This window comes from Rhizobium sp. YTUHZ045 (assembly GCF_051124255.1).
GTDB lineage: Bacteria > Pseudomonadota > Alphaproteobacteria > Rhizobiales > Rhizobiaceae > Rhizobium.
Genome location: NZ_CP101432.1, coordinates 3,081,664 through 3,095,681, shown reverse-complemented (window position 1 = coordinate 3,095,681; position 14,018 = coordinate 3,081,664). Strand labels below are relative to the sequence as shown.

The 14,018-nt window shown below is 56.6% G+C and carries 10 protein-coding genes; 9 read left to right on the top strand and 1 reads right to left on the bottom strand.

The window, feature by feature from the left end; genetic code table 11:
- Nucleotides 1-125 precede the first annotated feature (125 nt).
- The 5 genes from NMA58_RS15465 (at nucleotide 126) to NMA58_RS15445 (ending at nucleotide 6,324) form a co-directional block, all read left to right on the top strand.
- Nucleotides 126-1,337: a polysaccharide biosynthesis/export family protein gene (locus NMA58_RS15465; RefSeq protein WP_085779125.1), complete on the top strand. Its 1,212-nt coding sequence runs from the start codon at nucleotides 126-128 to the stop codon at nucleotides 1,335-1,337.
- Between the two features lie 84 nt (nucleotides 1,338-1,421).
- Nucleotides 1,422-2,141: a sugar transporter gene (locus tag NMA58_RS15460; protein ID WP_434713440.1), complete on the top strand. Its 720-nt coding sequence runs from the start codon at nucleotides 1,422-1,424 to the stop codon at nucleotides 2,139-2,141.
- Nucleotides 2,142-2,192: 51 nt separating this feature from the next.
- A complete protein-coding gene (locus tag NMA58_RS15455; protein WP_434711038.1) occupies nucleotides 2,193-4,469 on the top strand; it encodes a polysaccharide biosynthesis tyrosine autokinase in 2,277 nt (758 codons plus the stop codon).
- Nucleotides 4,469-5,173 (top strand): hypothetical protein, encoded by a 705-nt coding sequence (locus tag NMA58_RS15450; RefSeq protein ID WP_434711036.1) that lies wholly within the window; start codon nucleotides 4,469-4,471, stop codon nucleotides 5,171-5,173. Before NMA58_RS15455 ends, NMA58_RS15450 begins: the two co-directional genes overlap by 1 nt.
- A 208-nt stretch (nucleotides 5,174-5,381) precedes the next feature.
- Nucleotides 5,382-6,324, top strand: a protein-coding gene (locus NMA58_RS15445; RefSeq protein WP_434710958.1) for an IS630 family transposase whose coding sequence is annotated in 2 segments (ribosomal slippage) — nucleotides 5,382-5,717 and nucleotides 5,719-6,324 — 942 coding nt in all. Because the reading frame shifts where the segments join, the coding sequence is not laid out codon by codon here.
- A gap of 216 nt (nucleotides 6,325-6,540) precedes the next feature.
- On the opposite strand, the gene NMA58_RS15440 is transcribed toward NMA58_RS15445, so the two are convergent.
- Nucleotides 6,541-7,248, bottom strand: coding sequence for an Ig-like domain-containing protein (locus NMA58_RS15440; protein WP_434711034.1), 708 nt, complete (start codon nucleotides 7,246-7,248; stop codon nucleotides 6,541-6,543).
- Between the two features lie 687 nt (nucleotides 7,249-7,935).
- Between NMA58_RS15440 and NMA58_RS15435 the strand changes: the two genes are divergently transcribed.
- The 4 genes from NMA58_RS15435 to NMA58_RS15420 all read left to right on the top strand — a co-directional run bounded on the left by NMA58_RS15435 (nucleotide 7,936) and on the right by NMA58_RS15420 (nucleotide 14,009).
- A complete protein-coding gene (locus tag NMA58_RS15435; RefSeq protein WP_434711032.1) occupies nucleotides 7,936-9,558 on the top strand; it encodes a right-handed parallel beta-helix repeat-containing protein in 1,623 nt (540 codons plus the stop codon).
- A 457-nt stretch (nucleotides 9,559-10,015) separates the two neighbouring features.
- Nucleotides 10,016-11,779: a type I secretion system permease/ATPase gene (locus NMA58_RS15430; RefSeq protein ID WP_434711030.1), complete on the top strand. Its 1,764-nt coding sequence runs from the start codon at nucleotides 10,016-10,018 to the stop codon at nucleotides 11,777-11,779.
- Nucleotides 11,780-11,794: 15 nt separating this feature from the next.
- On the top strand, nucleotides 11,795-13,102 hold the full coding sequence (locus tag NMA58_RS15425) for an HlyD family type I secretion periplasmic adaptor subunit (RefSeq protein ID WP_434711028.1): 1,308 nt from the start codon (nucleotides 11,795-11,797) through the stop codon (nucleotides 13,100-13,102).
- Between the two features lie 211 nt (nucleotides 13,103-13,313).
- On the top strand, nucleotides 13,314-14,009 hold the full coding sequence (locus tag NMA58_RS15420) for an SGNH/GDSL hydrolase family protein (protein ID WP_434713439.1): 696 nt from the start codon (nucleotides 13,314-13,316) through the stop codon (nucleotides 14,007-14,009).
- The last annotated feature ends 9 nt before the right edge of the window (nucleotides 14,010-14,018 follow it).

The following is a 14,018-nucleotide window of genomic DNA, read 5'->3' as shown; positions in this document are numbered from 1 at the left end:
GGCGTTGCCGGGCTGCCACAGTTAGAGAATGATAAACGGCGTTCGGTAATTATTGATCAGGGATTGTCTTGTAATTTGTCCGATTGCGGAGCAGTAGCTTCAAGGGCGTCAACACGGGTTATTCTATGGGTTGTTTTCCTGTCGGTAGTACACGCGTCGCCATTGTTGTAGCGCTAACGAGTATATTGGCAAGCTGCACGTCCTTGCCAAGGTCCGGCCCCGATCACAAGGATGTTGATCGAAACGCCGCGGTAAAGGTAACCACGAAGGAGCGTCGAGTCGGTATCGACTACGCCCTGGTTGATCTCAGCAAAAACGTCCTGGCCTATTTCACTACTCCGCAGCCGAGCTCCTTCAAGGGTTTTGGCGGTGGACGCGGTGGCGCGCCCGAAATTCCACTCGGTTATGGCGATGTCGTAGAGGTTGCGATTTTCGAAGCTCAATCCGGTGGTCTCTTTATTCCCTCCGACGCCGGTAGCCGGCCCGGCAATTATATCTCTCTGCCGGCGCAGACCATCGATAGAAACGGAACGATCACGATCCCCTATGCGGGTCGCGTTCCGGCTGCCGGTCGCCTAAAGGAGACCGTCGAGCAGGATGTCGAAGATCGTCTTGCCAGCCGCGCGATCGAGCCGCAGGTTGTTATCACAACGACGACTAACCGCTCCAGTCAGGTAGCCGTGCTGGGTGACGTCAACAATCCTCAGCGCGTTCAGATCAGTCCGGCCGGTGAGCGCATTCTCGACGTCATTTCCGCCGCGGGTGGTTTGACGACCAATAATATCGAAACGAACGTGACGCTTCAGCGCCGCGGCAGAACGGCGACCGTCGCCTACAATACGCTGCTGAAAAACCCGGCGGAGAATATCTATGTGGCGCCGGATGACACGATCTCCGTTGATCACGAGCGTCGCACGTTCCTGGCGCTCGGCGCCGCCGGCGTGAGCGGCCGGTTCGATTTCGAGGAGTCGGACCTGACCCTCGGGGAAGCCATCGCCAAGGCGGGCGGTCTGCGTGACGACCGTGCGGATCCAGCCCAGGTCCTGCTCTATCGCCTTGTCCCGAAGAAGACGCTGGCAGCGATGCATGTAGATACGACGCGGTTTGCGGGCGAGACGGTTCCGGTGATTATCCGCGCCAATCTTCGTGATCCGGCAACCCTGTTTGCCGCTCAGCAATTCAAGATGGAAGACAAGGATATTATCTATATTTCCAATTCGGACTCTATCGAACTGGTCAAGTTCCTTGACATCGTAAACTCGGTATCGTCCACTGTTGCCGGCGTCACGGACGACGCACGCGATACCCGTAATGCGGTCCAAGACCTCGGAAACTAAGTGGGGAGTAGCCGGCACCGATCGTAAACGATCGGTGCTGGTGGTCTGTTTGCGATAGCGGATTTGATGAAGGAAGCCACTTTTATGGCAAGGTTTAGTGTTCATCGTAAATTTGTATATAGCGGAATTGCAGCGGCAATTTTTGTTGGCATGACTTCGAGCGCCTTTGCGGCTGCTTGCCTGGGTCCTGCAAATCTCACACCTGCAGACGTCGGCGGATTTACAGCCAATCCTGCTGTGCTACTCGACATGTCCGATCCCCTGGTTCTGTCATCGCGTGTTCGAGCGCTGGTCGGGAGCAGTAACGACGCCCTATTGCCGGTACTCGAGCAGGCCAAGAAGGCCAATGCTGCGCAGATGGCGGCGATCGGATCCGGTCTCGGGCGAGCCGCAAACAGTTGCCAAGTCTCGGATCCGCAGTTCAAACTGGCGATCGAAAAAGCTGTTGCCGAGGCGGCCAGCGCCGATCCCAGTCTTGCGCCGCTGCTGACAGCCTTTGCAAAGGTTCTGGCTGAAGGCGGGACTGCGGCGCTCGGTCCGAGCACAGGTGCGCCAGCCGCAGCATCGGGTATCGGCAACACTGGTTCAATCGGGCAGACAGGTCCGGGGTCGGATGACGGTACGCCGTTTGACGGCAGCACCACGACTGCCGGCACGCTTAGAGTTTCGGATACGAACGATGACGACAACTCGTCCACGAGCTCGACGACCTCGACGACGATAGTCGTCAGCGCGGTAGGAGCGGGGCAGTCGTCCTCTGATACGACGGAGTCGACCAGTCAGAGCATCCCCGTCACACAATAGCTGGAATTGCCTGTAGATCTTAGCGCTTGACGCCTTTGTTGGAGATCGAAATTGCTGTCACCAGATAAACTTACGCCGCGTATCGACGCTTCCCGCGATACGGGAAACGAAGCTGATTTCATCGATTTCGACAAGCTAATCGCAATCGTTCGCCGGCAGTGGCGGATCGTCGCGGTGTGCGCTTTCGCCTTTGCCATTCTTGGTGTCGTCTATGTCCTGACTGCGGTGCCGGTCTACACAGCCGAGACCAAAGTGCTGATCGACCGCAGTGACAATCAGATGATTAACCAATTGGCGGCTTTCGGCCAGCTGGACGATGACGAGGGCACGGTTCTCAGCCAAGTCGAGCTGTTGAAGTCCGATACGATCGCCTATGCGGTTGTCGACAAGCTGAAACTTGTCGATGATCCGGTGTTCACGGCACAAAAGAACTCACTTTTTTCTGTCGCAACGCTGAAATCTCTGCTCAATTTTCGCTCCTGGTTTGCCGACGACGGGGCCGTTGCTCCCGATGCGGAAATGAAGCGGCGATGGGCTGCGGAAACGGTCGCCGGAAATATCGACGTCGAGCGTGTCGGCAAATCCTACGTCCTCGACCTCAGCTATACCTCGCAGTCGCCGGATCTGGCGCGAGAAATCGCCGCCGCCATCGCCGATGTTTACCTGGTCGATAAGCTCAATTCTAAATATGAGGCGACACGCCGGGCCGGCGAGTGGCTGCAGGAGCGGATCGAAGAACTCCGGCAGCAGGCGCTGGACACAGACCTCGCAGTGCAGAAATTCCGCAGCGAACATGGACTGGTCGAGGCAGGATCGGGCACCTTGCTCAGCGAGCAGCAGCTTTCCGAGCTGAACAGCCAGTTGATCAAGGCTCAGGCCGAAACGGCGCAGGCCGAGGCGAAATATACCCGCATTAAGTCGATCATCGAAGCCAAGCAGACCGATGCGATCGTGACCGATGTGCTTGACAGCTCGATTTCAAACGACCTTCGCAAGAAATATCTGGAAGCTTCGAAGCTCGAGGCCGAAATCGAGGCGCGGCTTGGTCCCGACCACGTTCAGGCAGTCCGGCTCCGTGCTGAGATGGCCGAATACGAACGGCTCATGTTCGATGAGTTGAATCGCATTGCCGAGAGCTATCAGAGCGAGCTCACGGTTGCGCAATCCCGCGAAAAATCGCTGCGCGACAGCGTTGATAAGGCAACGGGTGTGGCCGCAACGGCGGGCGAGACGCAGGTGCAGCTCCGCGAGCTCGAGCGGACGCGGGATACTTATAAGAACCTCTATCAGAGCTTCTTGGCGCGTTATCAAGAAGCGATCCAGCAGCAGAGCTTCCCAATTACCGCCGCACGTATCATCACGACTGCGGAGACGCCGACGAAGCCGAGCGCGCCGAAAAGAAGCCTCGTCATCGCTTTCGCCATGTTCCTGGGATGCGCGTTCGGTAGCGGCATTGGAGCTTTCCGTGAATTCCGCGATCGCTTCTTCCGCACCGGTGATGATGTCAAGGATATGCTCGACGTCGAATCTCTTGGCGTGATGCCGCTAATTGAGAACAACGTCGAGGATCCTACGCTCGTCGATCCCGGGAACCCGCGAAGCATCGCCAGGGGCGGCAAGACCACGACTTATGTCGAGGAGCATCCGCTGTCGGCATTCGCCGAGACGCTTCGAAGCGCGAAAATCGCGATCGATATCAGTGCGTCTGATCAGCGTTGCAAAGTCATCGGTGTAGTGTCGAGCTTGCCCGGCGAAGGCAAGTCGACGACAGCCATCAATTTTGCCAAGCTTTTGGCCATGCAAGGGGCACGGTGCCTGCTTATCGACGGCGATATGCGCAATCCGGGAGCGACGCGGGCTATCGGCCGCCACGCGGAAGCCGGCTTGCTTGAAGCAATCGTCGACAATCGCCCGCTGAAGGATCTCATTCTCCTTGACCCCAAAACAAAGCTCGCATTCCTGCCGACCGTGGCGCGGTATCGCGTTCCGCATTCGTCGGAGCTGCTTGCGTCGCGCGGTATGGATCAGCTTCTCGAGCTTGCGCGTCAAAGTTTCGATTACATTATCGTCGACTTGCCTCCTCTGGCTCCGGTGGTGGATGCACGCGCCATCAACCCGAAGCTCGACGCGGTAGTGTTCGTGATCGAGTGGGGCAAGACTTCGCGGAAGGTGGTCCAGTCGACACTGTTGTCCGAGCCGGATCTCTATACGAAGTGCGTCGGCGCCATATTGACCAAGGTCGATCCGGCGCAGATGAAGCTCTACCGGACGTTCGGTTCCAGCGAGTATTATTATAAGCGCTATTCGCGATACTATACCGAAAGCTGATGCTCGGCATTCGGTATGTTTCGCACACGAGAATCGTTTTCCTCATCGTGACCGTGGTCTTTACGGTGCTGGCAGGCCGAGAACTCTATGCTTCGATAAGGACGGCCAGCATTTCGCTCGTCGCCGAGAGGATAGAACGCGGCGAAACTGTCGCGAACGATGTCACGGCCAGATATGCGGAGCGTACTGTCGAGGTGGTCGAGGGCCACTATTGCCGATCTGACATCGTCGCCGCCGGCGTCACGCTCATTCTGACGCAGCTCGATCGACAGAACGTCAATGTCAACTACGACGCTTGGGCCGCTGCGGCGTCAAATGCGCGTCAATATTTGCGGCATGCCCTCTCGTGCATGCCGACGAATAGCAACTTTTGGCTTCGACTTGCGGCCGTGCAGTCGAAAATCGCAGAAGAGCCGGTCTCGATTGCGGAAATGATGAAGCGTTCCGTCGCGCTCGCGCCCCACGATCAAGGAATGATTTTATCGCGGTTTTATTTCTGGAACGATTTTACCAGCGTTACCCTTGCCGCTGCAAAGATTGCGGTTGATAGCGATCTCACCACAATGCTGAAACTTGGCGATCGCTGCATGGTCAATGCCGCGATAAAGAAGGTCAACCCGCAGCTCCGCCCGATCTTCGATCGAACTTGGGCGAGCGTAGGAGAGGGGGCGACAGCGCGGTTTCGACAGCGCTGCGGCAGATAATCGTTCTCAGCCATTCCTGAAGAGCATAGCAAGCTTAAGCTGTCTAAACCCGCATCTGAGATGAAACATTGCCAGAGCGGAAAAAGCACGTCGCAACAACAAGCGAGAAATAAAGAGCTAGAGCACGCTTCGATTTTTCAGAATCGCAGATTCGCAAATCATCTGAAATATGATTCTCTGTCCTACCGGAAAAGGACGGCCGGCAAGGATGACGCACCCATATTCTGAGGATCTTCGCGAACGGGCGATGGCGCGCCTGAACACCGGAGAAACGATACGATCGATCGCAGCAGCACTTGCGATTGCTCCCTCCTGTGTTTCGAAGTGGAAGAAGCGCCTTGCGGAGACCGGCGCTCTGACGCCCGGCCGCGTCGGCGGTCGCAAGCAGCGGACTTTGTCCGGCGAACGGGCCGACTGGCTGCGCCAGCGCTGTCGATCCGGCCCGTTCACGACGCGAGGCCTTGTGGCGGAACTGGCCGAACGCGGCATCAAGACCGAGCGACGCGCCGTTTGGGTGTTCGTCCGGGCCGAGGGCCTGAGTTTCAAAAAAAACGGTTCTGCCGGCCGAGCAGACGCGGATGGATATCGCCAGGAAACGGTTGCGTTGGAAGACCCATCAACGGCGGATCGAAGCGCAGCGGCTGGTCTTTCTCGATGAGACCTGGATCAAGACCAACATGGCGCCCCTCAGGGGGTGGGCACCGCGTGGTCAACGCCTATGTGCCGCGGTTCCGCATGGGCACTGGAAAACCCTGACATTCATTGCCGCCTTGCGCTGCGACCGCATCGACGCCCCTTGGGTCATCGATGGGCCGATCAACGGCGAACTCTTTACCCTCTATATCCAGAGGATCCTCGTGCCCACGCTCGCCAAGGGCGACATCGTCATCCTCGACAATCTCGGCAGCCATAAGGGCCAAGCTGTCCGTCGTGCCATCCGGGCCGCAGGCGCGCACCTCTTCTTCCTGCCGCCTTACAGCCCGGACCTCAATCCCATCGAGCAAGTCTTTGCCAAGCTCAAGCACCTAATTAGGAGAGAACAGCCTCGCACAATCGAAGCGACATGGCGCAAGGCTGGTGAAATGCTCGACTGCTTCTCGCCAGCAGAATGCGCAAACTACCTCACAAACTCAGGATATGCTTCCGTATGAAAGCAGCAGGCTCTAGCGTATCAGCCCGAAAGTCGGGATCCGCTTTTCGGAAAGCGCCACACGAGAATTGCGAACGTAACAGTGTCCTTTGCGCGTCCGATAAGACGCCTATTACCCAGTGATGCCATCAGCAAACTTCGTGACGCTACTGGTTGACAGCCGACAACGTCCGCCGCGTAAGCAGCGGGCGTTGCATCATAGACGGTTTATCGATGATCAGACGGTGGCGCCGGAGATGACGTCCGTGCCGATGATGTTGAGCGTTAGAACGCCGACATCCGTATGGCCCTGACCATCGGAGATCTTGTAGTACTGGATGGTTTCGGTGATATGGTCGCCCGGAGCGATATCTGAGGCTAGATCATAGGTAAACGAGCCGTCCGCCTTGACATGGAAGGTTCCATAGGTGCCGGCAATGTTCGTTATTGCGGTCGGGTCGCCGTTCACGCTGGTGTTGGCAAATTGACGCAGGAAAAGATGGCCATTGTCGCCAGGAATGTCATTGGTCAGCAGATTGCCGCCGATGGCGTCGCCCTCGTTGAAGCTAAGATGGTCGTCAGCAGCAATCGGCTTTACCTGAGTGACACCCTGGATATTCAGCGTGAATAGGCCGAAATCGGTATGGCCGGCGCCATCAGAGATCTTGTAGGAAACCCGTTCGTGGAGCGTCTCGCCGGCGGTGAAGCCGACCTTTGCCGCGTCACTCAATACGTAAGTATAGCTTCCATCCGGCTTGACGTAGAACGTGCCGTAGTCGCCTGCGATTGCGGTAATCTGATTGTTGCCCTGCTTAGCACCAACGCTCTGTTGGTCGAAGGCGCGTAGGAAAAGGTTACCATCGGATGTGTCGTTGCTGAGCAGGTTCCCGGAAATGACGTCGGTTTCCAGAAATGTTGCAATATCATCGGTTGCGTGAATAGCCATCTGTGTCTCTCCTTCAAATTGATCTTCGCCGGTCACTTTTGACTTCGGCCGAGCCGTATGATTAAGGGTATATTAATACATGGAGTCAAGCGTGTAGTTAACAACAGATAAGAACCTGAGAGTGTATTGATCAACAATGATACGCGTGTGATGCGCATAAGTCGATGAAAGTTCTAACTATTTTAGATTTAATAATTAGTGATCGTCTGTGTCGTCGTTGTAAGGTCGCCGGATGTTTCTTCGATCTAGGAAGATTCTTATTATATCAAATGTAGTAATGTTGTCAGGCGGCGTCTTACACATCAGTGCTATTGTATAATCAACATGGATTATTAAGCGGATCTGCGTTGCCGGGGGGGCTCACCCCTCGGCTGGTAGTATGTCGCCGAAAATAAGCTCCTCCATAACAGCATATAGGTTTAGTGGCGAACGTTGTGCTGCGCTGGAGCGGGTAGATGCCGGCTTCATCTTGCTCCGGATCACAGTGCGGTAGTGTGCCGAATCGAGGGGGAATGGGTGTTGGCGGGCTCTGCAACCTTATCGCGATACAATATCTTGAGTACACTAAAATAATCATGGTCAGATGCTAAGAATATTCCGAGATATCGCGCATTTTAGTGTTTCATTTTAGCGGCCGGAGAGATGTCCGCAGTTAAAAGGTCTTCCATAACCTCGGGAGATCACAGCATGACCGTGTATTACGTGAATTCAGTGACGGGATCCGACTATAACAGCGGAACCGGTGAGAGTTCAGCCTTTGCGACGTTGTCCGCTGTTGAAGCCTTAAAATTAAATCCTGGCGACAGCGTGCTGCTTGCTGCCGGAAGCGTATTTAACGAACAGTTCGACCTGAAATATTCCGGCACTGTCAGCGCTCCGATCACAATCGGCAGCTATGGCATTGGTGATGCGCCGGTCATTCACAGCAGTAATAACGGGATACACGGTTCCAAGGCTTCGAACATCATTGTCGAGAACATCAAGATCGCCGATACTGGCGCCAACGCGATCTATGCCGGGAGTGTATCGAACTGGATCGTCCGCAACGTCGAGGTCTCGAATACCGGTCTGGCCGGAAAGGCCGGCTCGCTCAGCTTCCAAAGTAGCCAAAACATCACGATCGAGAATAGCACCCTGACCGGTGTGCACGCCGATGGCATTTGGATGGATAAGGTCAAGGGCGTCACCCTCATTAACAATACGGTTACCAACAGTCAGGGGAGCGTGGCGGACGCCATTCAGCTCAACAACAGCAGCAATATCCTGATCAAGGGCAATCATCTCGATCAGACGGACACCAATAGCGCCAAGGGCGTCTTGGTGCTGATCCGGGCTCAAGATGCCGTGGTTGAGGGCAATACACTTATCGGCGGCGGTTTTGGGCTGAGCGCTCAGGCGGGCACGAACATCGCCATCCATGACAATGACATCTCAGGATATGGCGGCTACAGCTGGTCGTACGGCATCGGCCTTGGCGACTCGGGCGATGCGAAGAACTACGACATTAGTGGAAATTACCTGCACGACGGCGTCTACGGCGTCCTTGTCAGCGCTGTCGGCAATCCCGCCTACCTCCGCGAGAACATCATTGTCCACGACAACGTCTTCGACGACCTGACCGCGTCGGCACTGAAGGTCGACAGGTCTGCATCAGGCTCTTTCTACGACAATATCATCGACAGCTCGGTGACGACGCTGACGATGCCCGCCACAATAGCTGCTCAGAACACGTTCTCCATCGGTGACAACAAGACGCTCGAACAAGCGCAAGCTGAGCTTGACAGCGCAGCGGGCAGCACGAGCGGCGACACGTCATCGAGTAATGAGCAGATCCCTGTCGCACCCATTTCCGAGCATGTGGACGTACCGGCGTCGCCTCAGGTAAGTCCTCCGGCACCCAGCGTGGCAACACCGACAGCGACCGTGCCTGCTGCGGTCGTTCCGAAAATTGTTGCGGTCCACGATAGCTTGAAGATCGCGGAAGATATCGGCAGTGCCTATCACGGAAATCTGCTTGATAACGACAATGCGAGTAACGGCACAATATTGCTTCGTCGCTTCGGTGACAGCGCGGTGGACAAGCATGGCCTGACGCTGATCGGGAAATACGGCGTCATCCACGTCGAAAGCGACGGCGATTATAGTTATACGGTCGATGCTACCAAACTCGCAGGCCTCACCGGCAAGGTGAGTGAGTTCTTCCAGTACAAAATTTCCGATGGCGCGTCCCATATCGATACCGACAGCTTGAGCGTGTCGATCAATGTCGACGCATTCCATAGCAGTCACGCCTCGCACGTCCTGGCGTGAGGCTGGATCGGATTCTGGCGCTTCACTTTGCGAGGTGGCAAAGTTTTCGCTAGTGGGCGATGCGAAAGGCACCCTCTTTATCGAAAAAATTCGCGTCTTGGATGGCCGAAACAAACTATAGATTGCATTAATAGTTTGATTCATCAGTAAAGGCCGGATTTAAGCTGCCACACGCTCGCCGCTTTTAACCCTTATTGGCGGTTTTGCGATATTCACTTGCTTCGGCTGGTTTACTTATCGTAGTGTTAAAGTTAGACCGCTGAAATTGCTCGTGATAAGTTTGTATTTTCGGTCATTTTTCAGTGGGATTTATGTTCTACGTTATGGCTCGCAAGCGGGATCGGCAACGGTGCCGGGGATCCGAAGGCAGCCATGTCAATGATCGGGTTTGAGGGCCCGTAACTGCACTGTGGACCAGCATTCGTTGGTGCGCGGTGCGGTAGAAGAGGATTGCTTCGTGTTTCAAATTTCAGCAGCTTATGTCAATGAACCGTCCAAAGCCCTGCGGAAATGCAAAGGAGGACTGATCTTCATTGGTATAGCTAGCGCGCTTATCAATATACTTTATCTGACAAGTTCATTTTTTATGCTTGAGGTGTACGATCGGGTTATTCCCAGCAAAAGCATACCGACGCTGGCCGCCTTGGCGATACTTGCGTTGACTCTTTATGCTTTCCAGGGCGCGTTCGAAGTTCTCAGGAGCAGAATGCTCGTTCGCGTCGCCGGTGCGCTTGACGAGATGGTGAATGGGCGGGTGTTTCGGGCGTTGATCAAAGCGCCGCTCAAGGTCAAGATCGGTGGAGACGGGCTTCAGCCCCTGCGGGATTTCGACCAGATAAGAACCTTCCTGTCCGGCATGGGCCCGACGGCAATGTTCGATCTGCCCTGGCTCCCTTTCTATATCGTGATCTGCTTCCTGTTCCATCCGGCTATTGGATATATCGCCATTGGCGGATCGCTCGTTCTCGCCATCCTGACGTTCCTGACCAACCAGGGCACGCGTACGCTCTCCAAGCGGCAGTCGGAAGCCGCCAACATGCGCAACGCTTTTGCGCAGAGCTCGATCCGCAACTCCGAGGTCATTCATGCCATGGGCATGGCAGGCACCATGGCTGAGATCTGGGATCGCAAGAACGGCGAATACCGAAGCATCACCCGGCAGGCATCGGATGTCGGCAACGGATATGCGACGCTGTCGAAGATTTTCCGTATCGCCCTGCAATCGGGAACGCTGGCAACAGGCGCGATCCTCGTCATTCAAGGTCAGGCCTCCTCGGGTATTATCATCGCCGGTTCCATCCTGACGTCGCGCGCTCTGGCGCCTGTAGAGGCTGCGATCGGAAACTGGCGCGGTTTCGTTTCCGCCCAGCAGAGCTGGACGAGGCTTGCGAACCTCCTCAAGACAATTCCGGAGATCCAAGCCCCCCTCGCGCTGGCCGCACCTTCCAAGCAGGTCACGGTTGAAGGCGTCGCCAGCGGACCGCCGGCCGGTCAGCGGTTGGTCATCTCCGATATCAGCTTCGGCCTGAAAGCCGGGAGCGCGCTCGGGGTCATCGGCTACAGCGCCTCGGGCAAGTCGTCGCTGGCGCGGGCGATGATGGGCATCTGGCCGACGGTCAGAGGATCCATTCGTCTGGATGGCGCGGCGCTCGGCCAGTGGGACGGCGACGCACTTGGCCGGCATATCGGTTATCTTCCGCAGGACGTAGAACTTTTCGCGGGGACCGTCGCGCAGAATATCTGCCGCTTTGCAAAAGAGATGTCGCCCGAAGCGGTGGTTACCGCGGCGAGGGCGGCGCGCGTTCACGACCTCATTCTGCGTCTGCCGAACGGTTACGAGACCGAAATCGGCGAAGGCGGTGCTGCGCTTTCAGCCGGGCAGAGACAGCGTATCGCGCTCGCGAGAGCGCTCTACGGCGAACCATTCCTCGTCGTGCTCGATGAACCGAATTCCAATCTCGACGAGGAAGGCGAGCGGGCGCTGAGTGCTGCGATCATGAGCGTGCGTGCACGTGGCGGCATCGTTGTTGTCATCGCGCATCGCTCCGGTGTTCTGGCAGTGTGCGACTTCGTGCTGATGATGCAGGAAGGCAGGATGATCGCATTCGGTCCTAAGGAAGAAGTTCTGGCGCGGGTCAGCCGGACCGAGGCAGCGCGCACCCCGATTGCCGAGCGCGTGGCTCAGCTTAAGGTCGTGGTCGACGGCAATGCGGCGGAATAGGCCGGAAGGAAGATCGTGAGCAAAGTTATTAGTGAATCCAAACGCTCCCTCAATCGCCATGTGGCGGTTGTCGGCGCGCTGTCCATTGCGTTGGTTTGCGGCATCGGCGGTTGGGCGGCGACGACGGAACTTTCGAGCGCCGTCATCGGCGAAGGCGTCGTTGTCGTCGACGGCGACGTCAAGAAAATCCAGCATCTGACGGGCGGTATCGTCTCGGAACTTCTGGTCTCTGAAAACGAGCATGTGTCGGCCGGACAGGTTTTGATAAGGCTTGATGGAACGGCGACAAGAGCACAGCTGTCGATTGTCGAGAGCACGCTTGCTCAGCTTTATGCGCGTCGCGCCCGTCTGAAGGCGGAGCGGGTCGGCGCCGAGTCGTTCGAAGTCGAAGAAAACCTCAGCGATCTGACATCCAGCACCGCGGCGCAGCAACTGCTCGACGGCGAGCGGAAGTTGTTCGACAGTCGGAGGTCAGCGCTGATCGGAATGAAGAGTCAGCTGGCGTCACGCAAGGATCAATTGGGCGAGCAGATCAAAGGCTTGGTCGTTCAGATCAACGCCACCGGCGATTCCCTCGGTTTGATCGAACAGGAGCTCGAAGCTGTCGATGTTCTCTACAAGAAGGGTCTGGTCACGCTTCAGCGTTTGAATACGCTCAAGCGAGCCCGCGCCGATCTCCAGGGTAACAGCGGTCAGGAAATCGCTGCAAAGGCGGAGGCCGAAGGCAAGGCGATCGAAATCGACCGGCAGTCGATTCAGCTGGATGAGGATCGTCGTTCGGAGATCGCAAAGGACCTGACCGATGTCGAAGCTCAGATCGCCGAAAATGAGGAGCGCCGCGGCACTGCGCTCGATCAACTCCGCCGTCTCGACATCACCGCGCCACTCAGCGGCCGCGTTCACGAATTGTCGGTGCACACCGTCAATGGCGTTATCGAAGCGGGTCAGACGCTGGGGCTCGTCGTTCCCGAAAACGACGATCTTACCGTCCAGGCGAAAATCGCCACCCGCGATATCGATCAGGTCCATGTCGGCCAATCCGTCGATGTGCGCTTCAGCGCTTTTGATCAGCGCACGACGCCCGATGTGCAGGCGGTGATCACCTCAATTGCGCCTGATATCGTCAAGGATGAGCGGACGGGGATCAGCTATTATCCGGTGCGCGTCAAGCCGGAGGCTCAAAGTATCGCGAAGCTGAAATCGATAAAGCTCTATCCCGGCATGCCGGCCGAAGTCTTTATCAAGATCGGCGACCGGACCGTCATCTCTTATCTCACAAAACCGCTGACTGATCAGATGCAACACGTATTTCGTGAGGAGTGATTGACGCTCCTCGGCACCGTTGCGGCGTGTCGAGGCAGCTGCTATCCCCGGTTGGATGTAAGGCTGATTTGCGCACTGAAGCGGGCGTGACGATCTGTGCTTCATGATATTGTCTCGAGCCTGCTGCAAGATTGGCTTCAACGGCTGCCAGCCGTTCCGCAAGTTTCTCCTGCCGGGTGACGTATAGCTCTTGCCGAGATATGGTTTTGTCATGATATGTTTGCGGCTTTGGCGAGCGGCGCCGACCGAGAGGCGACCGGTATCGGGTCTGGTTCTGCTTTTAGCCTGCCTCGTGATGGTTTTGATGACTGGAAAGAGTGATGCCGAGAACCTTCCACCGCTGAAGATAGTGGCTTTCGGAACATCGCTGACAGCGCGCGGGGGATGGCAGCCCGGCCTCCAAACAAGGCTTTCTGCCTGCCTGCAGAGATCCGTGAAAGTCGAGAGCGTCGCAAAGAGCGGCGAGACGTCGACATGGGCTTTGACCCAGCTGGATCGGGTCGTTGCGGAGCAGCCGGATATTATTCTGATCGAGCTCTACGCCAATGACGCGACATTACATCGGTTCGTGTCCCTGGCGCAAAGCCGAAAGAATATTGCCGACATTCTCGATCAGCTTCATCAACGCCTGCCGCGGGCGCGGATTGTCCTCATGGCGATGAATCCGTTTTCAGGGCTGCGGGGGCTGATCCGTCCTTTCGTCGGCAGCTATATTTCGGCTCATCAGGCGGAGGCACGGAAACGGGGCCTGGAGTTTATCGACTATCGGCCCGATTGGGAGCGTCTGACCCCTGACGATCTGGCCGCTGCAATTCCTGACGGCGCACATCCGCGGCCCGAAGTCGCTTCTAAAATCATCGTGCCCCAACTCGCCTGGCACATAGCCGGCCGCGATTGCGAAGAATGAATCTCCCCC